General features: G+C 60.5%; 26 protein-coding genes. 20 read left to right on the top strand and 6 right to left on the bottom strand.

Annotated elements, in window-relative coordinates; genetic code table 11:
- Nucleotides 1–33: 33 nt before the first annotated feature.
- The 9 genes from folC to hisP all read left to right on the top strand — a co-directional run bounded on the left by folC (nt 34) and on the right by hisP (nt 8368).
- On the top strand, nt 34–1299 hold the full coding sequence (gene folC, locus WFM45_RS13055; protein WP_033632498.1) for a bifunctional tetrahydrofolate synthase/dihydrofolate synthase: 1266 nt from the start codon (nt 34–36) through the stop codon (nt 1297–1299).
- A complete protein-coding gene (gene dedD / locus WFM45_RS13050; RefSeq protein WP_015378591.1) occupies nt 1300–2037 on the top strand; it encodes a cell division protein DedD in 738 nt (245 codons plus the stop codon).
- A gap of 234 nt (nt 2038–2271) precedes the next feature.
- A complete protein-coding gene (cvpA, locus tag WFM45_RS13045; protein ID WP_004936119.1) occupies nt 2272–2772 on the top strand; it encodes a colicin V production protein in 501 nt (166 codons plus the stop codon).
- A gap of 21 nt (nt 2773–2793) precedes the next feature.
- Entirely contained in the window at nt 2794–4311 is a 1518-nt protein-coding gene (purF, locus tag WFM45_RS13040) for an amidophosphoribosyltransferase (RefSeq protein WP_004936117.1), read from the top strand.
- Between the two features lie 132 nt (nt 4312–4443).
- The gene (locus WFM45_RS13035; RefSeq protein ID WP_004936112.1) at nt 4444–5016 is read left to right on the top strand and encodes a UbiX family flavin prenyltransferase; all 573 of its coding nucleotides are present in this window, start codon (nt 4444–4446) and stop codon (nt 5014–5016) included.
- A 305-nt stretch (nt 5017–5321) separates the two neighbouring features.
- Nucleotides 5322–6104, top strand: coding sequence for a histidine ABC transporter substrate-binding protein HisJ (gene hisJ / locus WFM45_RS13030; protein WP_004936109.1), 783 nt, complete (start codon nt 5322–5324; stop codon nt 6102–6104).
- An 82-nt stretch (nt 6105–6186) separates the two neighbouring features.
- Entirely contained in the window at nt 6187–6873 is a 687-nt protein-coding gene (locus WFM45_RS13025) for a histidine ABC transporter permease HisQ (RefSeq protein WP_015378590.1), read from the top strand.
- Nucleotides 6870–7574 carry an ABC transporter permease gene (locus WFM45_RS13020; RefSeq protein ID WP_048324499.1) on the top strand — a complete coding sequence of 235 codons (705 nt, stop codon included), beginning with the start codon at nt 6870–6872 and terminating at the stop codon, nt 7572–7574. Before WFM45_RS13025 ends, WFM45_RS13020 begins: the two co-directional genes overlap by 4 nt.
- 20 nt (nt 7575–7594) lie before the next feature.
- Nucleotides 7595–8368, top strand: coding sequence for a histidine ABC transporter ATP-binding protein HisP (gene hisP / locus WFM45_RS13015; RefSeq protein ID WP_004936098.1), 774 nt, complete (start codon nt 7595–7597; stop codon nt 8366–8368).
- Nucleotides 8369–8375: 7 nt separating this feature from the next.
- Here hisP and WFM45_RS13010 read toward each other — a convergent pair whose 3' ends face one another.
- The 3 genes from WFM45_RS13010 to yfcG all read right to left on the bottom strand — a co-directional run bounded on the left by WFM45_RS13010 (nt 8376) and on the right by yfcG (nt 10419).
- Complete coding sequence (locus tag WFM45_RS13010; protein ID WP_048324496.1) at nt 8376–9290, bottom strand: TIGR01777 family oxidoreductase; 915 nt, start codon at nt 9288–9290, stop codon at nt 8376–8378.
- A gap of 16 nt (nt 9291–9306) precedes the next feature.
- A complete protein-coding gene (gene folX / locus WFM45_RS13005; protein ID WP_004936094.1) occupies nt 9307–9678 on the bottom strand; it encodes a dihydroneopterin triphosphate 2'-epimerase in 372 nt (123 codons plus the stop codon).
- A 111-nt stretch (nt 9679–9789) separates the two neighbouring features.
- Nucleotides 9790–10419, bottom strand: coding sequence for a GSH-dependent disulfide bond oxidoreductase (gene yfcG, locus WFM45_RS13000; protein WP_004936091.1), 630 nt, complete (start codon nt 10417–10419; stop codon nt 9790–9792).
- 233 nt (nt 10420–10652) lie between these two features.
- Between yfcG and yfcE the strand changes: the two genes are divergently transcribed.
- Both yfcE and yfcD read left to right on the top strand, forming a co-directional pair.
- Nucleotides 10653–11204, top strand: coding sequence for a phosphodiesterase (gene yfcE, locus WFM45_RS12995; RefSeq protein WP_021505564.1), 552 nt, complete (start codon nt 10653–10655; stop codon nt 11202–11204).
- A 99-nt stretch (nt 11205–11303) separates the two neighbouring features.
- Entirely contained in the window at nt 11304–11849 is a 546-nt protein-coding gene (gene yfcD, locus WFM45_RS12990; RefSeq protein ID WP_004936086.1) for an NUDIX hydrolase YfcD, read from the top strand.
- A 54-nt stretch (nt 11850–11903) separates the two neighbouring features.
- Here the strand turns inward: yfcD and WFM45_RS12985 are convergent, their stop codons facing one another.
- The gene (locus tag WFM45_RS12985; protein WP_004936083.1) at nt 11904–12923 is read right to left on the bottom strand and encodes a LacI family DNA-binding transcriptional regulator; all 1020 of its coding nucleotides are present in this window, start codon (nt 12921–12923) and stop codon (nt 11904–11906) included.
- A 310-nt stretch (nt 12924–13233) separates the two neighbouring features.
- Here WFM45_RS12985 and WFM45_RS12980 point away from each other — a divergent pair, with 310 nt between their 5' ends.
- The 5 genes from WFM45_RS12980 to WFM45_RS12960 all read left to right on the top strand — a co-directional run bounded on the left by WFM45_RS12980 (nt 13234) and on the right by WFM45_RS12960 (nt 17271).
- Nucleotides 13234–13677, top strand: coding sequence for a PTS sugar transporter subunit IIA (locus WFM45_RS12980; RefSeq protein WP_004936080.1), 444 nt, complete (start codon nt 13234–13236; stop codon nt 13675–13677).
- A 92-nt stretch (nt 13678–13769) separates the two neighbouring features.
- Entirely contained in the window at nt 13770–14051 is a 282-nt protein-coding gene (locus WFM45_RS12975) for a PTS sugar transporter subunit IIB (RefSeq protein WP_015378585.1), read from the top strand.
- Nucleotides 14052–14074: 23 nt separating this feature from the next.
- Nucleotides 14075–15454 (top strand): PTS ascorbate transporter subunit IIC, encoded by a 1380-nt coding sequence (locus WFM45_RS12970; protein WP_004936074.1) that lies wholly within the window; start codon nt 14075–14077, stop codon nt 15452–15454.
- Nucleotides 15455–15467: 13 nt separating this feature from the next.
- Nucleotides 15468–16319, top strand: a complete 852-nt coding sequence (locus WFM45_RS12965; RefSeq protein ID WP_004936071.1) for a transketolase — start codon at nt 15468–15470, stop codon at nt 16317–16319.
- Nucleotides 16312–17271 carry a transketolase family protein gene (locus WFM45_RS12960; RefSeq protein WP_033632504.1) on the top strand — a complete coding sequence of 320 codons (960 nt, stop codon included), beginning with the start codon at nt 16312–16314 and terminating at the stop codon, nt 17269–17271. The genes WFM45_RS12965 and WFM45_RS12960 overlap by 8 nt, the downstream gene beginning before the upstream one ends.
- 63 nt (nt 17272–17334) lie before the next feature.
- On the opposite strand, the gene pta is transcribed toward WFM45_RS12960, so the two are convergent.
- Nucleotides 17335–19494, bottom strand: a complete 2160-nt coding sequence (gene pta / locus WFM45_RS12955; RefSeq protein WP_048324485.1) for a phosphate acetyltransferase — start codon at nt 19492–19494, stop codon at nt 17335–17337.
- Between the two features lie 74 nt (nt 19495–19568).
- The gene (gene ackA, locus WFM45_RS12950; protein WP_004936063.1) at nt 19569–20771 is read right to left on the bottom strand and encodes an acetate kinase; all 1203 of its coding nucleotides are present in this window, start codon (nt 20769–20771) and stop codon (nt 19569–19571) included.
- 358 nt (nt 20772–21129) lie between these two features.
- Here ackA and yfbV point away from each other — a divergent pair, with 358 nt between their 5' ends.
- From yfbV to WFM45_RS12930, 4 genes are all read left to right on the top strand, one after another.
- Nucleotides 21130–21585: a terminus macrodomain insulation protein YfbV gene (yfbV, locus tag WFM45_RS12945; RefSeq protein ID WP_004936061.1), complete on the top strand. Its 456-nt coding sequence runs from the start codon at nt 21130–21132 to the stop codon at nt 21583–21585.
- A 142-nt stretch (nt 21586–21727) separates the two neighbouring features.
- The gene (locus WFM45_RS12940; RefSeq protein WP_004936059.1) at nt 21728–22222 is read left to right on the top strand and encodes a YfbU family protein; all 495 of its coding nucleotides are present in this window, start codon (nt 21728–21730) and stop codon (nt 22220–22222) included.
- Nucleotides 22223–22239: 17 nt separating this feature from the next.
- Nucleotides 22240–22896, top strand: a complete 657-nt coding sequence (locus WFM45_RS12935) for a sugar phosphatase (protein WP_033632505.1) — start codon at nt 22240–22242, stop codon at nt 22894–22896.
- A 79-nt stretch (nt 22897–22975) separates the two neighbouring features.
- Nucleotides 22976–24826 (top strand): SLC13 family permease, encoded by a 1851-nt coding sequence (locus tag WFM45_RS12930; RefSeq protein WP_071796811.1) that lies wholly within the window; start codon nt 22976–22978, stop codon nt 24824–24826.
- Nucleotides 24827–24853 lie beyond the last annotated feature (27 nt).

The raw sequence follows: 24853 nt of genomic DNA, 5'->3' as shown, positions 1-24853 counted from the left end.
GGATTAATGAACCCAAGTTCAGTGATGGGACTCATGCAAAACCACCAAATTCCCCAAGCCACGTCGCCATTGAGCTCGTGGCTTTATTATCTGGAACGTCTGCACAGCCAGGCGATCGAACTCGGCCTTGAGCGCGTACAGCGCGTCGCGGCGCATCTGGATTTACTGACCCCCGCACCCACGGTGTTCACCGTTGCCGGCACCAACGGCAAAGGCACCACCTGTCGCACCCTTGAAGCGATTCTGCTGGCCGCCGGCCTGCGCGTCGGCGTCTACAGTTCGCCGCATCTGGTACGCTATACCGAACGCGTGCGCATTCAGGGGGAAGAGCTGAGCGAAGCGGAGCACAGCCGCTCGTTCGCCGCCATTGAAGCCGGCCGCGGCGAAACGTCGCTGACCTATTTCGAATTCGGCACCCTGTCGGCGCTGCAGCTGTTCAAACAGGCGCGGCTCGACGTGGTGATCCTGGAAGTGGGCCTGGGCGGGCGCCTCGACGCCACCAACATCGTCGATCCGAGCGTGGCGGTGATCACCAGCATTGCGCTCGATCACACCGACTGGCTGGGTAACGATCGCGAAAGCATCGGCCGTGAAAAGGCCGGCATTTTCCGCAGCGGCAAACCGGCGGTGGTCGGTGAACCCGACATGCCGGACAGCATTCGTCAGGTTGCCGAAACGCTGGGCGCACCGCTGTCTCGCCGCGGCGAAGCCTGGCGCTTCAGCGAGCAGGGCGATCGCTGGCAGTGGCAGGGCGGCGACACGCTGCTGACCGATCTGCCGACGCCGAACGTACCGCTGGCCAACGCCGCTACCGCGCTGGCGGCGCTCAACTGTTCTCCACTGGAAATCGACGAACGCGCGATTTTCACCGGGCTGCAGCAGGCGACGCTGCCGGGGCGCTTCCAGATCGTGCGGCGTGAGCCGACGCTGATCCTCGATGTGGCGCACAATCCGCACGCCGCCGGCTATCTGGCCGGGCGTCTGGCCAAACTGCCGCGCAACGGCGGCAAGGTGCGCGCGGTGGTGGGCATGCTGTCGGACAAGGATATCGCCGGCACGCTGGCCTGCCTCAGCGAGCAGGTGGATGAATGGTATTGCGCACCGCTCGACGGGCCGCGCGGCGCCAGCGTCGAACAGCTGGCGCAACATCTGACGGAACCGCGCCGCTTTAATGATGTCGAAACTGCCTGGCGGCAGGCTATGCAGGATGCTGATAAACAGGATATTGTGATCGTCTGTGGATCGTTCCACACCGTGGCGCAGGTGATGGCGGCGTCAGACGAGATGCGGGGAGTGTGAGTGGCGAGTAAATTTCAGAACCGACTGGTCGGAACCGTGATTCTGGTGGCGCTGGGGGTGATCATCCTGCCAGGGTTGCTGGACGGTAAAAAGAAGCATTACGAGGATGAATTCGCGGCCATTCCTTTGGTGCCGAAGGCGGGCGACGTCGAAGAGAACGACGTGCTGCCACCGGTGACGCAACCGTTGCCGGCGCAGCCGCCGGAAGGGGCGGGCGCGCTGGTCGAACAGCAGGCGGCCAATGAAGCGGCGGCGCAACAGGCGGTGCGGCAAGGTGCTCAGCAGCCGGCGCAGGTGGCGCCGCCGCCGGTCGAAACGCGTCCTCAGCCGGTGCCGCAGCCCAAGCCGAAACCGGTAGAAACCAAACCGGTGGAAGTGAAACCGAAACCGGCGCCGCAACCGAAACCGGTGGAAGTGAAGCCGGTACCGAAGCCGGAGCCGACGCCGAAACCTGAACCGACGCCGCAGCCGAAACCGGCGGAAGAAAAAGCGCCGGCCGGGCAAGCCTACGTCGTGCAGCTCGGGGCGTTGAAAAATGCCGCCAAGGCGAACGAGATTGTCGCCTCGTTGCGCCTCTCGGGCTATCGCGCCTTTACCGTGCCGTCAACGCCGGTGCAGGGGCAGATCACCCGTATCTACGTCGGCCCGGATGCCTCCAAGCAGAAGCTGCAGGCGGCGCTGCCGTCGCTGAACTCGATCAGCGGGCTGAGCGGGCAGGTGAAGCCATACGGCCGTTAAACCCCGCAGGGGCGCAGCACGATGCGCCCCTGAATTAAGGAGTGGTGGAGAGATCGCTAGAAAAACCGCGCCTTTTATAGGCGAAATCACCTATGTAGGCGCGGCGATTGGGAATTTTTTGATCGCCGCTTTTTATTTGTAACGTGGTAGGAAATCCCCTACGCAAACGTTTTCTTTTTCTGTTAGAATTCGCCGCGAATTGGATGCAGGGGCGATTCATCATTGGAATAGTTCATGGTCTGGATTGATTACGTCATTATAGCGGTGATTGGATTTTCGGCTCTGGTGAGCCTGATCCGAGGGTTTGTTCGCGAAGCATTGTCACTTGTGACATGGGGATGTGCGTTTTTTGTTGCCAGCCATTTCTACTCTTACCTTGCGGTCTATTTCACTCGTTTTGAAGATGAACTGGTGCGAAACGGCATCGCGATCGCGATTTTGTTCATCGCGACCTTGATCGTAGGGGCTATTGTTAACTATGTGATTAGCTCACTGGTAGAGAAAACCGGGTTGTCGGGCACCGACCGGGTGTTGGGCATCTGCTTCGGCGCGCTGCGCGGAGTATTGATCGTCGCGGCGATCCTGTTCTTCCTGGATACCTTTACCGGCTTTTCACAGAGTGCCGACTGGAAACAGTCGCAGCTCATTCCCCAGTTCAGTTACGTCATCAGGTGGTTCTTTGACTACCTGCAGAGCACGTCGAGTTTCTTGCCGACCCAATTGCCGGGGCGGTAGCGCTGATGAGGAAAAGACAACATGTGCGGTATTGTCGGTATCGCCGGTTTCATGCCGGTAAACCAGTCGATTTATGATGCGCTGACGGTGCTTCAGCACCGTGGCCAGGATGCCGCAGGCATCGTCACCATTGACGCCCACAATGGGTTCCGTTTGCGCAAAGCCAACGGCCTGGTGAAGGATGTATTTGAGGCGCGCCATATGCAACGCTTGCAGGGCAACATGGGCATTGGCCATGTGCGTTACCCGACGGCCGGCAGCTCGAGCGCCTCTGAGGCCCAGCCTTTCTACGTCAACTCGCCGTTCGGCATTACGCTGGCCCACAACGGCAACCTGACCAACGCCCATGAGCTGCGCCAAAAGCTGTTCGAAAGCGGCCGCCGCCATGTCAACACCACCTCCGACTCGGAAATCCTGCTGAACGTGCTGGCCAGCGAGCTGGATCGCTTCCCGCACTACCCGCTGGAGGCCGACAACATTTTTACCGCGGTCGCCGCGATGCATCAGCAACTGCGCGGCGCTTACGCCTGCGTGGCGATGATCATCGGCCATGGCCTGCTGGCGTTCCGCGATCCGAACGGCATTCGCCCGCTGGTGATCGGCAAGCGCACGCTGGAGGATGGCCGCAGCGAGTACATGGTGGCTTCCGAGAGCGTGGCGCTGGATACCCTGGGCTTTGAGTTCCTGCGCGACGTGGCGCCGGGCGAAGCGGTGTACATCACCACCAAGGGCCAGCTGTTCACCCGCCAGTGCGCAGAGAACCCGAAAACCAACCCGTGCCTGTTCGAATACGTCTATTTCGCTCGCCCAGACTCCTTTATGGACAAGATCTCGGTCTACAGCGCCCGCGTGCGCATGGGCCAGAAGCTGGGTGAGAAGATCGCCCGCGAATGGGAAGATCTGGACATCGACGTGGTGATCCCGATCCCGGAAACCTCCTGCGACATCGCGCTGGAGATCGCGCGTATTCTCGAGAAGCCCTACCGCCAGGGCTTTGTGAAGAACCGCTACGTCGGCCGCACCTTTATCATGCCGGGCCAGCAGGCGCGTCGTCAGTCGGTGCGCCGCAAGCTGAACGCGAACCGCGCCGAATTCCGCGACAAGAACGTGCTGCTGGTGGATGACTCCATCGTGCGCGGCACCACCTCGGAGCAGATCGTCGAAATGGCGCGCGAAGCGGGCGCCAAGCGCGTCTATCTGGCTTCCGCCGCGCCGGAAGTGCGTTTCCCTAACGTCTACGGCATCGACATGCCGAGCGCCAACGAACTGATCGCCCACGGGCGTGAAGTGGATGAAATCCGCCAGATCATCGGCGCTGACGGGCTGATCTTCCAGGACCTGGACGATCTGATTGAAGCGGTGCGCGAAGAGAACCCGGACATCACCCAGTTCGAATGCTCGGTGTTCAACGGCATCTACGTGACCAAAGACGTCGATCAAAGCTATCTGGAATATCTGGAGTCGCTGCGCAGCGACGACGCCAAGGCGCTGCGAGGGCAAACCGAAGCGGAAAATCTGGAACTGCACAACGAAGGCTAACCGGCCGCGTTGATTACTCGGGGGGCATCGCCGCGTCTGCGGCGGTGCGCCTTGCTCCTGTGAACTTGCTTATCCCTCGCCATTGCGGCAAAGTCTGCCTGATCTTACTTTTTACGGCAGAGGCCATTTTCCATGAAACGACTCATCATCGGCATTTCCGGCGCCAGCGGCGCGATCTACGGCGTGCGCCTGTTACAGGTTTTGCGCGACGTCGCAGAGGTGGAAACCCATCTGGTGATGAGCAACGCTGCACGACAGACGCTGGCGCTGGAAACGCCGTACAGCCTGCGTGAAGTGCAGGCGCTGGCCGACGTGGTGCACGATGCGCGCGATATCGCCGCCGCCATCTCCTCCGGCTCTTTCAAAACCCTGGGTATGGCGATCCTGCCATGCTCGATCAAAACCCTGTCCGGCATCGTCAACAGCTACAGCGACGGGCTGCTGACCCGCGCCGCCGACGTGGTGCTCAAAGAGCGCCGCCGTTTGGTGCTGTGCGTGCGGGAAACGCCGCTGCACCTTGGGCACCTGCGGCTGATGACGCAGGCAGCGGAGATGGGCGCGGTGATCATGCCGCCGGTGCCGGCGTTTTACCACCAGCCGAAAAGCGTGGAAGACATCATCGATCAGACCGTCAATCGGGTGATCGATCAGTTTGATATCGAACTGCCGGCCGATCTGTTCACCCGCTGGCAGGGTGCTGATTAACATTTTCATCCCCAAATTGGTACATTTGTGCAACACCGCACTGAATTAGGGCGGCGCATGCACCATAATGATCCCACTTCATCACGTTCACTGTTTCATGGCGCCGCCTTATCGCGGCTGCCAGTGGCGCGGCCCCGAGCGGCCGATTTAATTTTGCGGTTATCGTCCCAGGAAACAGTATTGTGAAGGCCGGAGCCGTTCCCTCCGCCCGTAGCACCTAATGTGGCACGATTACTGCAAATTGATTTGGTGGGGAAAAGTAATGCCCGTAGTGGCATCAAAAAAAATCAATTTGAGGGTAATTTATGAAAAAGCGGGTTTTGATTTTGCCGTTAGTTCTGGCTTTGAGCGCCGCCAGCAGCGCCTTTGCCGCCATTCCTTCCACGCTGAAGATTGGCACCGATCCGACTTACGCACCGTTTGAATCCAAAAACGCCAAAGGCGAATTGGTTGGCTTTGACATCGATTTGGCCAAAGAGCTGTGCAAACGCATCAATACCCAATGCACCTTCGTGGAGAGCGACTTCGACGCGCTGATCCCATCCCTCAAGGCGAAGAAAATCGACGCCATCATCTCTTCGCTGTCCATCACCGAAAAACGCCAGCAGGAAATCGCCTTTACCGACAAGCTGTATGCCGCCAACGCGCGTCTGATCGCGCCGAAAGGATCCAAGCTGTTGCCTACCGTGGACGCCCTGAAAGGCAAGAGCGTGGGCGTGTTGCAGGGCACGACCCAGGAAGCCTACGCCAACGCCATGTGGCAGCCGAAGGGCATCACCGTCGTGCCTTACCAGAACCAGGATCTGGTTTACGCCGATTTGGCTTCCGGGCGTATCGACGCCGCCTTCCAGGATGAAGTGGCGGGCAGCGACGGCTTCCTGAAACAGCCGCCGGGCAAAGACTATGCGTTCGCCGGCGAATCGGTGAAGGATGACAAGTTCTTCGGCGTCGGCACCGGCATGGGGCTGCGCAAGACCGATACCGAGCTGAAAGCGGCGCTGGACAAAGCCTTCGCCGAGATGCGCAAAGACGGCACCTACGACAAATACGCGAAAAAGTACTTCGACTTTGACGTCTACGGCGGGTAATCCGCTTACCGTTCCATGCTGTGACTGCGGGGCCGGCGTGCCGGCCCCGATGGTTCGGATCCTAGACCACAGGGTGAAGTAGATGCTGCAAGGCTATTCCCAACTGATTTTCGAGGGGGCTCTGGTGACGCTGGAGCTGGCCCTCAGTTCCGTGCTGCTGGCGGTGGTGATCGGCCTGATCGGCGCCGGTGGCAAACTGTCTCATAACCCCTTTATCTCCGGCCTGTTCGGCGCCTATACCACGCTGATCCGCGGCGTGCCCGATCTGGTGCTGATGCTGCTGATCTTTTACGGTCTGCAAATCGCGCTGAACAATATCACCACGCTGCTGGGCTTCGCGCAGATCGATATCGATCCGCTCGGCGCTGGCATCATTACCCTCGGCTTTATCTACGGCGCTTATTTTACCGAGACCTTCCGCGGCGCTTATCTGGCGGTGCCGAAAGGGCAGATCGAAGCGGCGACGGCCTATGGCTTCAGCGGCGCGCAGATCTTCCGGCGCATTCTGTTCCCGGCGATGATGCGTTTCGCCCTGCCGGGCATCGGCAACAACTGGCAGGTGATCCTGAAGGCGACGGCGCTGGTGTCGATCCTTGGCCTGAACGACGTGGTGAAAGCCACGCAGCTGGCGGGGAAAGGCACCTATCAGCCGTTCTTCTTCGCCATCGTGGCCGGCGTGGTGTACCTGGTTTTCACTACCGTTTCCAACGGCGTGCTGCTGTGGCTTGAACGGCGTTACTCACTGGGCGTCAAGAGGGCCGAGCTATGATTGAGATCCTGCAACAGTACTGGCAGTCGCTGCTGTGGAGCGACGGCTACCGCTTTACCGGCGTGGCGATCACGCTGTGGCTGCTGATCGCTTCAGTGGTGATGGGCGGGCTGCTGGCGATCCCGATGGCGGTGGCGCGCGTGTCTTCCCTTCGCTGGGTGCGTTTCCCGGTGTGGCTCTACACCTATGTGTTTCGCGGTACGCCGCTGTACGTGCAGCTGCTGGTGTTCTACTCCGGCATGTACAGCCTTGAGATCGTGCGCGGCAGCGAGTTTCTCAATGCGTTTTTCCGCAGCGGGCTCAACTGCACCATCCTGGCGCTGACGCTCAACACCTGCGCTTATACCACCGAGATCTTCGCCGGGGCGATCCGCTCGGTGCCGCACGGTGAAATCGAGGCCGCCAACGCCTACGGTTTCTCGCGCTTCAAGATGTATCGCTGCATCATTTTGCCTTCGGCGCTGCGCACCGCGCTGCCGGCTTACAGCAACGAGGTGATCCTGATGCTGCATTCCACCGCGCTGGCGTTTACCGCCACCGTGCCGGATCTGCTGAAGATCGCGCGCGACATCAACGCCGCGACCTATCAGCCGTTCTACGCCTTCGGCATCGCGGCGGTGCTGTACCTGATCATCTCCTACGTGTTAATCAGCCTGTTCCGCAAGGCTGAAAGACGCTGGATGGCACACGTTAGTCACTGATAAATGACGGGAAGAAAACCATGTCTGAGAATAAATTAGCCGTCACGGAACTGCACAAACGCTATGGCGACCACGAAGTGCTGAAGGGCGTCTCGCTGGCGGCCAACGCCGGGGATGTGATCAGCATCATCGGCTCCTCCGGCTCCGGCAAAAGCACCTTTCTGCGCTGCATCAACTTCCTTGAGAAGCCGAGCGAAGGTTCGATCAGTCTGAACAACGAAGATATTCGCATGGTGCGCGACAAGGACGGCCAGCTGAAGGTATTCGACAAGAAGCAGCTGCAGCTGTTGCGCACCCGCCTGACCATGGTATTCCAGCACTTTAACCTGTGGAGCCATATGACGGTGCTGGAGAACGTGATGGAGGCGCCGGTGCAGGTGCTGGGGCTGAGCAAGGCTGACGCGCACGAGCGCGCGGTGCGCTACCTGGACAAAGTGGGCATCGACGAGCGGGCGCGCGGCAAATACCCGGTGCACCTGTCGGGCGGCCAGCAGCAGCGCGTCTCTATCGCCCGCGCATTGGCGATGGAGCCGGAGGTGCTGCTGTTTGACGAACCGACGTCGGCGCTGGATCCCGAACTGGTGGGCGAGGTGCTGCGCATCATGCAGAAGCTGGCGGAGGAGGGGAAGACCATGGTGGTGGTGACGCACGAAATGGAGTTTGCGCGCCACGTTTCCAACCACGTGATCTTCCTGCACAAAGGGTTGATTGAAGAACAGGGGCCGCCGGCCGAGCTGTTCGGCAACCCCAAAAGCCCGCGCCTGCAGCAGTTCCTGTCCGGCGCGTTGAAGTAACCTCAGATCAGCGGGCTTCGGCCCGCTGATTGACAACGTCATCCAACGCCTGTTCCAACTCCAGATAGCGGAAGTGGAAGCCGGCTTCTTCCAGCCGTTTCGGCACCGCCCGCTGGCCGCCGAGCACCAGCACCGCCGCTTCCCCCATCAACAAACGCATGACGAACGCCGGCACCCGCAGAAACGCCGGGCGATCGAGCACGTTGGCCAATTGGGCGGCGAATTGCTCGTTGTGCACCGGGTAGGGAGCGACCATGTTGAACGGGCCGCTCAGAGTGGCGTGATCCAGCAGATAAATAATGCCGTTGACCATGTCTTCGAGGTGGATCCACGGCAGGTATTGGCGGCCGTCGCCGATCGGGCCGCCGAGCCCGAAGCGGAACGGCGGCAGCATTTTGGCCAGCGCGCCGCCCTGTGGCGCCAGCACCACGCCGGTGCGCAGCAGGCAGACGCGGGTGGCGTCGCTCTGCGCCTGCAGCGCCAGCGTTTCCCAGTGCTGGCACAGCTGGTGGGTGAATTCGTCGTGCGGCGGCTCCTCTTCGGTGACCACCGCCTGCCCCTGATCGCCGTAGTAGCCGACGGCGGAACCGGAAATCAGCACGCCGGGCGGCGTGCTGCCGGCCTTGATCAGCTGCGCCAGGCGTTCGGTCAGATCCCAGCGGCTGCGGCACAGTCGCTCTTTCTGCTGCGCGCTCCAGCGCTTGTCGGCGATAGGTTCGCCGGCCAGGTTGATCACCGCGTCGAAGTCATCCAGCGACTGCCGGTCGTCCAGCGTTTGCCAATAGCTCGGCCGATCGCCCAGTTTGGCTCGGGCGCGCCGCTCGTCGCGGGTCAGTACCGTAATGTGGTGAGAAAGCGCCAGCAGTCTTGCCGTCAGGCTGCTGCCTATCAATCCCGTTGCGCCGGTGATCAGGATCCGCATGGTCTACCTCCCTGAGTTAGCCCCGGCGGTAGCTCATGGTCATGGAGACCGAATCGGCGTAGCGCAGAGCCAGAAGTTTATCTATCTCCACTTCAGCATAGGTTACCCAGGCGTGTTCTTTTACGATGTCGAGCACATCCTGCGTTAATTTTTCCAGCAACGCGAAACGGTTATCTTCCACATGGCGGATGATCGCTTTGGTGATGGTGCGGTAGTTGAGCGCGTCGGCGATGTCTTCGCTGTTGCGCGCCTTGTCCGCCGGGTAGTGGATCACCACGTTGATCAGAACGTCCTGCCGGTTGTTGATTTCCTCTTCCTTGATACCGATGAACGTGCGCAGCCGCAGATTTTTAATGCGAATAACGGCGTCGGGTTGACTGAAAGACATCAGAGATTCTCCATAGGTCTGATTATTAGCGTTCAGAATACACGGAAAGTAAGGAAATGATAACGTGAGGACGATGTGACTCCCCGGCCGACGGGGAGTCGGAGGAGGCGATTAGGCTTGTTCGGCCAGTTTGTAGGCGCGCTCGGTCGCCGGGCGGTTGCTGATGCGCTCGAACCAGTTGCGCACCGCCGGGTAATCTGCCAGATCGATGCGCTGGCGCGGATGCGACACCACCCACGGGTAGGTGGCGATATCGGCGATGCTGTAGTTATCGCCGCCCAGGTACGGGTGTTTTTGCAGTTCAGCGTCCAGCACGCCGTACAGCCGTTTGGTTTCCAGATGGTAACGCTCGATGGCGTAAGGCACCGGCTGCGGCGCGTAGTGGTTAAAGTGGTGATTCTGCCCGAGCATCGGCCCGAACCCGGCCACCTGCCAGAACAGCCACTGCAGGGTGGCGGCGCGTTCGCGCAGGCCCTTGCTCAGCAGCTTGCCGGTCTTCTCCGCCAGATACAGCAGGATTTCCCCGGACTCGAACAGGCTGATTGGCGCGCCGCCGTCCACCGGTTGCTGATCGACAATCGCCGGGATTTTGTTGTTGGGAGAAATGCTCAGAAAGTCCGGTTTGAACTGCTCGCCGGCGCTGATGTTTACGCGATGGATACGGTAGGGCAAGCCGACCTCTTCCAGAAACAAGGTGATCTTGTGACCATTGGGAGTAGGCGCGTAATACAGGTCAATCATGTTGCCTCCTGCGGTAAGGTGATCTGTAATTCATTACACGTTGCTGCGGTCTTCGCCGCGCACAAAGGTATATCAGAGATCCAACAATAGCAGCTAAGGATAGCAGGCTATGTGGGATTCGTCCGATGCTATCTGCGCAGTTGGATCACAATTCTACACCGGGGCGGGCGGCGGTTTGCCGCACGGCGCCGGCGCGGTAAAATGGCGCTTATTTCCCTCTATAGGACAAGGTTATGAAGCTGATGTTCGCCTCGGATATCCACGGATCGCTGCCGGCTACCGAACGCGTGCTGGAATTGTTCGCACAACAGGGAGCTGACTGGCTGATTCTTCTGGGCGATTTGCTGAATCACGGCCCTCGCAACGCGCTGCCGGCCGGGTATCAGCCCGCTCAGGTTGCCGAACGATTGAATCGCTATAGCGACAAGATCATCGCCGTTCGCGGCAATTGCGACAGCGAGGTCGATCAGATGCTGCTGACGTTTCCCATCGAGGCGCCCTGGCAACAGGTTTTACTGCAAAAAAGACGATTGTTTTTGACCCACGGTCACCTTTATCATCCCTCGGCACTGCCGCCGTTATCCCGCGGTGACGTCCTGGCCTACGGCCATACGCATCTGCCGCAGGCGGAGCGGCAGGGTGAGATCTACTGCTTCAATCCGGGCTCGGTCAGCATCCCGAAAGGGGGTTTTCCGGCCAGCTACGGCATGTTGGATCGGGGCACTTTGCGCGTGCTGGCGCTCGACGACGGCAAGGTCGTCGCGGAGGTGGCGTTAACACGCTAAACGCACTAATTTATACACACACAATAAAAATCTTTGAAAAACACTCATTGATTAACCAGCGCGCGGGATGCATCGCGCCAAAATAGAAGGTTTTAGAGGATGGCGGAACAGGGTCAGGCTGCAGATACCGAATGGGTTGATATCGTCGACGAGCAAAACGAGGTGATTGCGCAATCCAGTCGTCAACAGATGCGGGCGGAGCGGCTGCGTCATCGTGCTACCTATATTGTGGTGCATGATGGGATGGGAAAAATTCTGGTGCAGCGTCGCACCGAGATCAAGGACTTCTACCCGGGCTGGCTGGACGCGACGGCGGGTGGCGTAGTGCAAAGCGGTGAAAACGTGCTGGATTCGGCGCGCCGCGAGGCGGAAGAGGAGCTGGGCATCGCCGGCGTGCCTTTCGCCGAACACGGTCTGTTCTACTTCGAAGAAGAGCAGTGCCGGGTGTGGGGCGCGCTGTTCAGCTGCGTATCGCACGGCCCGTTCGCGCTGCAGGAAGAAGAAGTGGCTGAAGTGTGCTGGCTGACGCCGGAAGAGATCACCGCCCGCTGCGACGAATTTACCCCGGATTCGCTGAAGGCGCTGTCGCTGTGGCTGACGCGCAACAACGAGCAGGATTACGGTAAACCGCTCGACAACCACTGAGACGCCAACGCGTGAGAAAGCCGGTCATCGACCGGCTTTTTTTATGCTGTGGATTCAGCAGCTGTCGCGGCGGCACAGCGTGGCGGGCAGGGAACCTGCCGGCTGCCAGGGTTGCTCGTTCAGCCTCGCCAGCAGCGCCTGGCCGGCCTGAATGCCGATATCGCGATGCGGAATGGTCATGGTGGTCAGCGGCGGCTGGCACACCCGGCTGAACTCGCTGTTGCCGAATCCCACCACCGCCAGATTGTCCGGCACCTTGATGCGCCGCCGCTGGCATTCATACAGCGCGCCGCCGGCCAGTTCGTCCGAGGCGCACACCAGCGCGTCCAGCTCCGGCCAGGCCAGCAAGAATTCCGGCAGCTGCTGCGCGCCGGTGCTGAAGCTGGCGGGCTGCGCGGCGTTGATCACCCGATGCGGCGACATATGGTTGCGCAGCAGCGCCTTGTGCCAGCCCTGCAGGTGCTGCTGGAAAATCCACTGTTCCTGATTGGCGCACAGCAGCCCGATATTCTGGTAACCGCTGGCGATCACCGTTTGCGTCAGCTGATACATGGCCGCCACGTAATCGATGCCGATGCTCATGTCGATCGGATCGGCGCGCACGGCGCCGATCTCCACCACCGGAATGTTGGCGGCGATCAACGCGTTGCGGGCATTTTGCGAATGCTCGACGCTGAGCAGCACCGCCGCCGCCAGGTTGTAAGAGAGCAGGGTCTCCAGCAGTTTCTCCTCGCGTTCCAGGTGGTGCTGCGACTCCGCCAGCATGATGTGATAGCCAGCGGGCTGCAGCACTTTCTGCAGGCCGGCGAACATCTCGGCGCAGCCGGATTCGGACAGGCTGGGCACCACCATGGCGATGGTGTAGGAGGAGGCCGACGCCAGCGAACTGGCGGCCAGGTTGGGCAGATACCCCAACTCGCTCACCGCGGCTTCAATCTTCTCGCGCAGTTTGTCTGAAACCTGCTCCGGCGTGCGCAGCGCGCGCGACACCGTCATGGTGCCGACGCCCGCCAGCTGCGCTACATCAGCCAACGTCACCCTGCCCGTGCTGCGTCGTTTTTTACCGATCGACATGCCAAATCCCGACTGAAATGCGCGCGCGGCGCATAAAAATGGTGAGGGTGGGAAGCCGACGGCGCGGCTTCGACGATCCCCGTATGTGGCACATTCTACCCCGTTAGCCGAAAGAGCGAGAAAAAATTGTGGTTAACGTCATACCGCGGCACGGCGTTTTGATAGCGCTATCACAGATCTGCATGATAGCGCTTTGGTAGCGCTATCTTTGTGATATCCATCACTGTGTGCCCGGGAGGGGTTGATTAAAGTTTTACCGTCGCCGGTGAATTAATCACCGGCCGCAATCATCGACTCTCGGGAGGATAACGTGCTGAAAGAGTGGCTGACCGCCGATCATATACAGCTGTGCGAACGGGTGGAGGACTGGCGCCAGGCGGTAACGCTGAGCGCGCAGCCGCTGCTGCAAGACGGTGTGATTACGCCGAATTACCTGACGGCCATCTTTCATCAGCAGGAGAAGCTCGGCCCTTACTTCGTCCTGGCGCCGGGCATCGCCATGCCACACGCCCGACCGGAGCAGGGCGCCAACGCGCTGGGGTTATCGCTGTTGAAGATCCATCAGGGGGTGAACTTTCATTCCGCGGATAACGATCCGGTTCAGGTGGTGGTGATGCTTTCCGCACCCGACGGCAACAGCCACATCGAATTGATTTCGCAACTGGCGGAATTATTTTCCGATAACCAGGCCATGGAGGCGTTATTTCACGCCAAAGATAAACGGCAAATCGAGGATATTATCGCCCGCTATTAACGTTTAATCACCAGGAACATTATTAATGCTAACAACGCCGGGAATATGACCGGCGGCGCTACCCTACACGCTAAATTCAACAGGTGGATATCATGAAAATCATGGCGATTTGCGGTTCAGGTCTCGGCAGCAGCTTTATGGTGGAAATGAACATTAAAAAGGTGCTGAAAAAGATGGGGGTGGAGGCCGAGGTTGAACACTCCGATCTGTCGTCCGCCACTCCCGGCGCGGCCGACGTGTTCGTGATGGCGAAAGACATTGCCGACAGCGCCAGCGTGCCGGCCGAGCAGCTGGTGGTGATCAGCAACATCATCGACATCAATGAGCTGGAAGCCAAGCTGCGCGCTTACTTCGAAGCCCACTCAATCCTCTGAAAAAAACGATTGGCGAGGTGGATATGTTTATCCAGGAAACGCTCAAGTTTGTGGTGGATATATTAAAGGTGCCTTCGGTGCTGGTCGGGCTTATTGCGCTGATCGGTTTGCTGGCGCAAAAGAAATCCTTTTCCGACGTGGTGAAAGGCACGGTAAAAACCATTCTCGGCTTTATCGTTTTGGGCGGCGGCGCCACGGTATTGGTCGGGTCGCTCAATCCGTTGGGCGGCATGTTCGAACACGCGTTTAATATTCAGGGCATCATTCCGAACAACGAAGCGATCGTCTCTATCGCGCTGGAGAAATACGGCGCTTCCACCGCCTTGATCATGGCGTTTGGCATGGTGGCGAACATCGTGGTGGCGCGCTTCACCCGGCTGAAATACATCTTCCTCACCGGCCACCACACCTTCTACATGGCCTGCATGATCGGCATCATCCTGACGGTGGCAGGCTTCGAGGGTGTGCAGCTGGTGTTTACCGGCGCGTTGACCCTGGGGTTGGTGATGGCGTTCTTCCCGGCGATTGCCCAGCGCTATATGCGCCGCATCACCGGCAACGACGATATCGCTTTCGGCCACTTCGGCACCCTGGGCTATGTGTTGTCCGGCTGGATCGGCTCGAAGGTGGGCAAAAATTCGCGCTCAACCGAGGAGATGAACCTGCCGAAAAACCTCAGCTTCCTGCGCGACAGTTCCATTTCGATCTCGATGACCATGATCGTCATCTACCTGATCCTGGCGATCTGCGCCGGGCGGGCCTATGTGGAAAGCGAGCTCAGCGGCGGCCAGAACTACCTGGTGTATTCGATTATCCAGGCCATCACCTTCGCCGCCGGGGTGTTCATCATTCTGCAGGGCGTGCGCTTGATTCTGGCGGAGATCGTGCCGGCGTTCACCGGCTTCTCGGAAAAACTGGTGCCTAACGCGCGGCCGGCGTTGGATTGTCCGGTGGTTTATCCCTATGCCCCCAACGCGGTGCTGATCGGCTTCCTGTTCAGCTTCCTTGGCGGGTTGGCCGGGCTGTTCCTGCTGGGGCAACTGAAGATGGTGCTGATCCTGCCCGGCGTGGTGCCGCATTTCTTCACCGGCGCTACCGCCGGGGTGTTCGGCAACGCGACCGGCGGGCGGCGCGGCGCGATGCTGGGCGCCTTTGCCAACGGGCTGCTGATCACCTTCCTGCCGGTGCTGCTGCTGCCGGTGTTGGGGGCGCTGGGTTTTGCCAACACCACCTTCTCCGACGCCGACTTCGGCGCGATCGGCATCCTGCTGGGCAATATGGCGCGCTTTATGTCGAAGGAGATGATCATGTTGGCGATTGTCGCCGTGTTCGCGCTGCTGGTGGCGCATAACTTCCTGGGAAAACGCAAAGGCGCGCCGGCCGCTGACCGCGTCGAGAAATAATGAGGGCAGACTGATGAACGACACAACGAGCGAAACGGAAATTGAAGAGCTGCGTGCCCTGGCGCGCGCGATCCGCCTGGAAACGCTGAAAGCGCTGACCGGGCTGGGCTTCGGCCACTATGGCGGCTGCATGTCGGTGGTGGAGACGCTGGCGGTGCTGTACGGCGGCGTGATGCGCATCGATCCGGCGGATCCGGACTGGCCGGAGCGCGATGACTTTGTGCTGTCGAAAGGGCACGCCGGCCCGGCGCTGTACAGCACGCTGGCGATCAAGGGCTACTTCCCGCTGGCGGAACTGAAGACCCTCAACCAGAACGGCACGCGTCTGCCGAGCCACCCGGACCGGCTGCGCACGCGCGGCGTGGACGCCACCACCGGCTCACTGGGGCAGGGCGTGTCGATCGCCGCCGGCATGGCGTTATCCCATCGGCTGGCGGGGCGGCGCAATCGGGTGTTCAGCATTCTCGGCGACGGGGAGCTGAATGAAGGACAGTGCTGGGAGGCGTTCCAGTTTATCGCCCACCACAACCTGAACAACCTGACGCTGTTCATCGATTACAACAAGCAACAGCTGGACGGCGCGCTGGACGAGGTGATCCAACCGTTCGATCTGGCCGCCAAGTTCCGCGCCTTCGGCTTTGAGGTGCAGACTGTCAAGGGCGACGACATCGCGGCGCTGCTGGCGGCGGTAGCGCCGGCGCGCGGCGGTGAACAGCGGCCGCTGGCGATCGTGCTCGACAGCATCAAGGGACAGGGCGTGACCTATCTGGAAAACCTGTCGAACTCACACCACCTGCGCCTGACGCCGGACGTGCAGCTGGAGATCGAAAAAGCCATCGCCGAACTGGAGGCCGCCCATGTTTAACGTAGTGACGCAGTTGGAAAACGACACCGTCGAAATGCGCAAAGTCTACGCCGGCGCGGTGCGGCGGCAGATTGAGGCGGGCGCGCCGATCATCGCGCTGGAGGCGGATTTGATGAGCTCGATGGCGATGGACGGCGTGCACCAGGATCACCCGCAGCACGTGATCAACTGCGGCATCATGGAGGCCAACGTGATCGGCGTCGCCGCCGGACTGTCGCTCACCGGCCGGGTGCCGTTCGTGCACACTTTCACCGCCTTCGCCAGCCGCCGCTGTTTCGATCAGCTGTTCATGTCGCTGGATTACCAGCGCAACAACGTCAAGGTGATCGCTTCCGACGCCGGGGTGAGCGCCTGCCACAACGGCGGCACCCACATGTCGTTCGAAGACATGGGCATCGTGCGCGGGCTGGCGCATTCGGTGGTGCTGGAGGTGACCGACGCCACCATGTTCGCCGACGTTCTGCGCCAGCTGATGGATCTGCGCGGCTTCTACTGGGTGCGCACCATCCGCAAGCAGGCGACGCGCATCTACCAGGAAGGCTCGCGCTTTACCATCGGCAAGGGCAACCTGCTGCGCGACGGTGACGATATCACGCTGATCGCCAACGGCATCATGGTGGCGGAGGCGCTGAAGGCGGCGGAGATGCTGGCGCGGCAGGGTGTCAGCGCGGCGGTGATCGATATGTTCACCCTCAAGCCTATCGACCGTGAACTGATCAAAACCTACGCGGCCAAGACCGGACGCATCGTCACCTGTGAAAACCACAGCATTCATAACGGGCTGGGATCGGCGGTGGCGGAAGTGCTAGCGGAGGAGTGCCCGACGCCGATGCGGCGCGTGGGGGTGAAGGAGCGTTATGGCCAGGTGGGCACCCAGGCGTTTTTACAGCAGGAGTATGGTCTGACCGCCGAACATATTCTGGAGGCCGCCGGGCAGCTGCTGGCGCGTTAGGGAACGCAAAAGAAAAGCGCCGGTCAGTGACCGGCGCTTTTTTATCGCTCAACCTGAAGAATATCAGGCCTTGGCGGCGGCAGCGTCAGCCTGGGAAGACTGGATCGCCGTCAGCGCAACGGTGTAGACGATATCGTCAACCAGTGCGCCGCGCGACAGGTCGTTCACCGGCTTGCGCATGCCTTGCAGCATCGGCCCGATGGAGACCAGGTCAGCGGAACGCTGTACCGCTTTGTAGGTGGTGTTGCCGGTGTTCAGATCCGGGAAGATGAACACGGTCGCCTGGCCGGCCACCGGTGAGTTCGGCGCCTTGGACTTGGCAACGTCGGCCATGATGGCGGCGTCGTACTGCAGCGGGCCGTCGATGATCAGGTCCGGGCGTTTTTCCTGCGCCAGACGGGTCGCTTCGCGCACTTTCTCTACGTCGCTGCCCGCACCGGAGTTGCCGGTGGAGTAGGAGATCATCGCCACGCGCGGCTCGATGCCGAAGGCGGCGGCGGAATCCGCAGACTGGATGGCGATTTCAGACAGCTGCTCGGCGGTCGGATCCGGGTTGATCGCGCAGTCGCCGTAGACCAGTACCTGGTCAGGCAGCAGCATGAAGAACACGGAGGACACCAGCGAGCTGCCCGGCGCGGTTTTGATCAGCTGCAACGGCGGACGGATGGTGTTGGCGGTGGTGTGAACCGCGCCGGAGACCAGACCGTCGACTTCGCCTTGTTCCAGCATCAGGGTGCCGAGCACCACGTTGTCTTCCAGCTGCTCGCGCGCGACCACTTCGGTCATGCCCTTGCTCTTACGCAGCTCAACCAGACGCGGCACGTAGTTTTCACGCACGGCGACCGGATCGACGATTTCGATGCCTTTGCCCAGCTCAACGCCTTGCGCCGCCGCGACGCGCTGGATCTCGTCCGGGTCGCCGAGCAGCACGCATTCCGCGATGCCGCGTTCGGCACAGATGGCCGCCGCTTTCACGGTGCGCGGTTCGTCGCCTTCCGGCAGCACGATGCGCTTGCCGGCTTTACGCGCCAGCTCGGTCAGCTCGTAACGGAACGCCGGTGGAGACAGGCGGCGTGAACGCTCGGAGGTGGCGGTCAGCGAATCGATCCACTCGGTGCTGATGTGGCTGGCCACGTAGTTCTGCACTTTCTCGATGCGCTGGTGGTCGTCCGCCGGCACTTCGAGGTTGAAGCTCTGCAGGCTCAGCGAGGTCTGCCAGGTGTTGGTGTCGACCATGAACACCGGCAGGCCGGTCTGGAAGGCGCGTTCGCACAGCTTCTTGATCGGCTCGTCGATGGCGTAGCCGCCGGTCAGCAGGATGGCGCCGATTTCCACGCCGTTCATCGCCGCCAGGCAGGCGGAGACCAGCACGTCAGGGCGGTCTGCGGAGGTCACCAGCAGGGAGCCTGGGCGGAAGTGTTCCAGCATGTGCGGAATGCTGCGCGCACAGAAGGTCACGGACTTCACGCGGCGGGTCATGATGTCACCTTCGTTGACCACGCGGGCCTTCAGGTGGCGAGCCATGTCGATGGCGCGGGTGGCGATCAGATCGAAGCTCCACGGCACGCAGCCCAGAACCGGCAGCGGGCTGTTGGCGAACAGCTGCGCAGGATCGACGTGGGCGATGCTGGCCTTGGTGGAGTCGTCGAAGATTTCGGACAGGTCAGGACGGGTGCGGCCCTGATCGTCGACCGGTGCGTTCAGCTTGTTGATGATCACGCCGGTGATGTTTTTGTTCTTGCTGCCGCCGAAGCTGGTACGCGCCAGTTCGATGCGCTCTTTCAGCTGCGCCGGGGAGTCGTTGCCCAGCGCCAGCACGAAGACGATCTCGGCGTTCAGGGTTTTGGCGATCTCGTAGTTCAGCGCGTTGGCGAACTGGTGTTTGCGGGTCGGCACCAGGCCTTCGATCAGCACCACTTCCGCGTCTTTGGTGTTCTCGTGGTAGCGCGCCACGATCTCTTCCATCAGCACGTCTTGCTGGTTGGAGCTCAGCAGGCCTTCAACGTAATCCATGCGCAGCGGTTCGGCCGCCGGGATAGTGGAGTTGCTGCGGATGATGGTGGTGGTCTGGTCGAGCGCGTTGTCGCCGGTGCGCGGTTGAGCGATAGGTTTGAACACGCTCAGACGAACGCCTTTTTGCTCCATGGAGCGGATGACACCCAGGCTGACGCTGGTCAAGCCGACGCTGGTGCCGGTGGGGATCAACATAATAGTACGTGACACAGAATAGTCCTCTTCACGATTAACATGAGGCTAAAACAACACCGTCAGCCTGGGCTGACGGTGTTTTGAGAGCATTACGCGGTCAGGCGGGATGCGTCCTGCGCGATGACCAACTCTTCGTTGGTCGGGATCACCAGCGCCAGGCGGCTGCCGTCTTTGGTGATGGCGCCGGATTTGCCGAAGCGAGCGGCCATGTTGCGGTCGTGGTCGATTTCGAAGCCCAGCAGGCCCAGTTTGTTCAGGGTCAGCTCACGCACCATACCGGCGTTCTCGCCGATGCCGCCGGTGAAGATCACCGCGTCCAGACGGCCTTCCATCAGCGCGCTGTAGGCGCCGACGTATTTGGCCAGACGGTGGCAGAACACGTCCATGGCGCGTTTGGCGTCGGCTTTGCTGTCGTAGTTGTCTTCAACGTAACGGCAGTCGCTGGTGACTTCGGTCAGGCCCAGCAGGCCGGATTCTTTGGTCAGCATCTTGTTGATCTGGTCAACGCTCATGCCCAGAGAATCGTGCAGGTGGAAGATGATAGCCGGATCGATGTCACCGCTGCGGGTGCCCATGACCAGGCCTTCCAGAGGGGTCAGACCCATGGAGGTGTCAACGCACTGGCCGTTGCGCACTGCGGTGACGGAACCGCCGTTGCCCAGGTGGCAAGTGATCACGTTCACTTCTTCCACCGGCTTGTTCAGCATCTTCGCGGCTTCCTGAGTCACGTAGAAGTGGCTGGTGCCGTGTGCGCCGTAGCGGCGAACGCCGTGGTCGCGGTACAGGCTGTACGGCAGGGCGTACAGGTAAGATTCTTCCGGCATGGTTTGGTGGAACGCGGTGTCGAACACGGCAACGTTCTTGTCAGCCAGGTGAGGGAAGGATTTCAGCGCTTCCGCGATGCCGATCAGGTGAGCTGGGTTGTGCAGTGGTGCAAACGGCACGGAATCTTTGATACCCTGCAGAACTTCGTCGTTGATCACGGCGGAGGCGGTGAACTTCTCGCCGCCGTGCACGATGCGGTGGCCGATAGCGGTCAGCTGCGCGGAAAGCTCTGGTTTTTGTGCCAGAATAGTATTAACAATGAAGTTCAGCGCTTCGCTGTGTGCAGCGCCGGCCCCCAGGGCAGCTTCGTGTTTGGCGCCGTCCATTTTCCACTTGATGCGAGCTTCAGGCAGGTGGAAACACTCGGCCAAACCGGAGAGGAATTCGTCGCCGTTAACGGCATCGATGATGGCGAATTTCAGAGAAGAACTGCCGCAGTTAAGAACCAGTACTAGCTTACTCGACATGGAAGTACCTACTTAAATAGTCGTGTTGTTAAAAGAAAATCGAACACACGTGGTGAATTAATCGTCAATCAGACAACAAGCGTAGCGCATAGTGCCGATGACATTTATGATTAACATCATGTGAAGTGCACAAATCACAGGATGATGGAAAAACCGATGATTTCTCTGCGGTTTAAATAATCTTGATTTTTATAGGGCTAAAAGTTGACAAAATTTACGTCATCTTCTACCGGCCACAAGGCCGGCTTAGGATACCGATAGCCCGGTGCAAACACAAAATAAATTTAAAGCTTCAAATTTTTTAGTATGGTCTCTGGCAGCACGCTTTTAGTTTCTTTACGTGACGTTGAGGTACGCAATGACGAGCAAACCGTCCGGTTCCGTAAGCTGGTTTCAGGTCTTCCAGCGCGGGCAGCATTATATGAAAACCTGGCCGTCAGACAAACGTCTGGCACCGGTCTTTCCGGAGAACCGCGTTGCGCGTGCCACCCGTTTCGCTATTCGTTTCATGCCGCCGTTGGCGATTTTCACGCTGACCTGGCAGATCGCGCTCGGCGGCCAGCTCGGCCCGGCGATCGCCACCGCGCTGTTCGCTTGCAGCCTGCCGATGCAGGGCTTGTGGTGGCTGGGGCGCCGTTCGGTCACGCCGCTGCCGCCGACGCTGTTGCAATGGTTCCATGAGGTGCGTAACAAGCTGACGGAAGCCGGACAGGCGGTGGCGCCGCTCGAAGGCACGCCGACCTATCAGACGTTGGCTGATTTGCTCAAGCGCGCCTTCAAGCAGCTGGACAAAACCTTCCTTGACGATCTGTAAATGAAAAAAGGCCGCGCTGTGCGGCCTTTTTCGTCTAAGCGCCAATAACCCCGGTTTAAATCAAAGAACGGTCGAGTTGTGATTTCCTGCGTTCTTGCGCTGTGCGATGCTCCCGCCATCACACAGAAATGAGGAAATCCTGATGGAAATGACCAACGCCCAGCGGCTGATCCTGTCGAATCAGTACAAGATGATGACCCTGCTCGATCCGGACAACGGCGATCGTTATCGCCGGTTGCAAACCATCGTCGAACGCGGCTTCGGTTTGCAAATGCGCGAGCTGGATCGCGACTTCGGCGAACTGAGCGAAGAGGTGTGCCGCACCATCATCAACGTGATGGAGATGCATCATGCGCTGCAGGTTTCCTGGGGCAACCTGAAAGAGAAGCAGGATCTGGACGAGCGCCGCCTGGCGTTTCTCGGTTTCGATGCCGCGACCGAGGCGCGCTACCTGAGTTACGTGCGTTTCCTGGTTAGCACCGAGGGGCGCTATACTCACTTTGATTCCGGCAGCCACGGTTTTAACGCCCAGACCAAAATGTGGGAAAAATATCAGCGTATGCTGGCGATTTGGCAGGCCTGCCCGCGCCAGTATCATTTGAGCGCCGTTGAGATAGCGCAAATCATCAATGCTTGATTAAGAAGAGGTTTTCTGTGGAGTGTAAGGGTTTTCTGTTCGATCTTGATGGCACCCTGGTGGATTCGCTGCCGGCGGTAGAGCGCGCCTGGACGCACTGGGCCGAGCGCCGCGGCGTCGACCCGCAAGCGGTGCTGGACTTCATTCACGGTAAACAGGCCATTACTTCTCTGCGCCACTTTATGCCGGGTGAAAGCGAAGCGGAAATTCAGCGTGAATTCCAATTGCTGGAGCAGGTGGAAGCGCAGGATACCGACGGCGTTCGCGCGCTGCCTGGCGCCATTGCGTTGCTGGAGCGCCTGAACTCGCTCGGCATCCCTTGGGCGATCGTCACCTCCGGTTCGGTGCCGGTGGCCGGCGCTCGCCGCCGGGCCGGCGGTTTGCCGCAGCCGGCGGTGTTCATCACCGCTGAGCAGGTTAAACATGGCAAGCCGCAGCCCGACGCCTATCTGCTGGGCGCCGAGCGCCTGGGGTTGGCGCCGCACGAGTGCGTGGTGGTCGAAGACGCACCGGCCGGCATTCTCTCCGGCCTGGCGGCGGGTTGCCAGGTGATTGCGGTCAACGCCCCGGCCGATGCGCCGAAGCTGGAGCAGGTCGACCTGCGGCTGGATTCGCTGGCGCAGATCGCCGTCGATAAAACGGCGCAGGGCGCGATCGTTCGCCGGCTGGCCTGAGCGGCATTATCTTCACCCTAATTGATTAGACCCCGCCTCGGCGGGGTTTTTTTATGCTATTTTTTAGGCCCTTGGACATTTGCCGGATGAGGCCGTTTTGAACAGCGAATTACTGTGGGTGCTGAGTTTACTGCTGATTGCCATCGTGCTGTTTACCACCAACAAGCTGCGTATGGACGTGGTGGCGCTGTTGGTGATCATCGCTTTCGTGCTGAGCGGCACGCTCAGCCTGCAGGAGGCGACGGTCGGTTTCAGCGATCCCAACGTGATTTTGATCGCCGCGCTGTTCGTGATCGGCGAAGGGCTGGTGCGCACCGGCGTGGCTTATCAGGTGGGCGATTGGCTGGTCAAAGTCGCCGGCAGCAGCGAAACCAAAATGTTGATGCTGCTGATGGTGACGGTCGCCGGGCTGGGGGCATTTATGAGCTCGACCGGCGTGGTGGCGATCTTTATCCCGGTGGTGCTCAGCGTGACGGCGAGAATGAAGATCGCGCCGGGGCGGCTGATGATGCCGCTCAGTTTCGCCGGGCTTATCAGCGGCATGATGACGCTGGTGGCCACGCCGCCCAACATGGTGGTCAACAGCGAACTGGTGCGCGAAGGCATCCATGGTTTCGGTTTCTTCAGCGTGACGCCGATCGGCCTGGCGGTGCTGGCGCTGGGCGTCGGCTACATGCTGATCGCCCGCCGTTGGCTGGGCAGCAGTGACACGGGCAAAGCCGGCGACGACTGGCAGCGCCGCACCTTCCGTGACCTGATCCGCGATTATAAGCTGACCGGCCGTGCGCGGCGGTTGGCTGTCCGCAGCGCTTCGCCGCTGATCGGGCGTTCGCTGGACGAGCTGCACCTGCGCGCGCGCTATGGCGCCAACGTGGTGGGCATCGAGCGCTGGAAACGCTTCCGGCGGGTGATGGTCAGCGCCTCCGGCAGCACCGAGCTGCGCGAGGGCGACGTCCTCTTGATCGACATGTCGGACAGCCAGGTCGATCTGCGCGAATTCTGCGGCGAACAGCGGCTGGAGCCGATGGTGCTGCGCGGTGATTACTTCTCTGAACAGTCGCGCAACGTCGGCATGGCGGAGGTCTCGCTGATCCCGGACTCGGCGCTGCTGGGCAAAAGCCTGCGCGAAGCGGCGTTCCGCAGCCGCTACGATCTGAACGTGGTGGGCATCCGCCGCCACGGCGAGACGCTGGGCGGCAAGTTGGTGGACGAGCCGCTGGAACTGGGCGACATCTTGCTGGTGATCGGCGACTGGAAGGCGATTCGTCAGCTGCAGGCCAAAACCCACGACTTTATCGTGCTCAATCTGCCGGCCGAGGTGGACGAAGTGGCGCCGGCCATCACGCAGGCGCCGCACGCGCTGTTTTGTCTGGCGCTGATGGTGGCGATGATGCTGACCGACGAAATCCCCAACCCAATCGCGGCGCTGATCGCCTGCTTGCTGATGGGCAAGTTCCGCTGCATCGATATGGAGAGCGCCTATAAATCGATCCATTGGCCGAGCATTATTTTGATTGTCGGCATGATGCCGTTCGCGCAGGCGCTGCAAAAGACCGGCGGGGTGGATCTGATTGTCAGCGGGCTGATGGACGTCGCCGGCGGCGCGGGGCCGCGCGTGATGCTGCTGTGCCTGTTCGTCTTGTGCGCCACCATCGGCCTGTTTATTTCCAACACCGCGACGGCGGTGCTGATGGCGCCGATCGCCATTGCCGCCGCGCGCGAAATGGGGGTATCGCCATACCCGTTCGCGATGATTATCGCCGTCGCCGCGTCCGCCGCCTTTATGACGCCGGTCTCTTCACCGGTCAATACGCTGGTGCTGGGGCCGGGCAATTACAAGTTCGGCGATTTCGTGCGGCTCGGCGTGCCGTTCACCCTGTTGGTGATGGCGGTCAGCGTGATTGTGGTGCCGTGGCTCTACGGTTTTTAACGGCGCAGCGAGGCTGCGCCGGCGGGG

Source organism: Serratia sp. KG1D, from assembly GCF_037150675.1.
Lineage (GTDB): Bacteria > Pseudomonadota > Gammaproteobacteria > Enterobacterales > Enterobacteriaceae > Serratia > Serratia nematodiphila.
The sequence above is the reverse complement of the archived record's forward strand: the minus strand, read 5'-3'. Positions and strand labels throughout refer to the sequence as shown.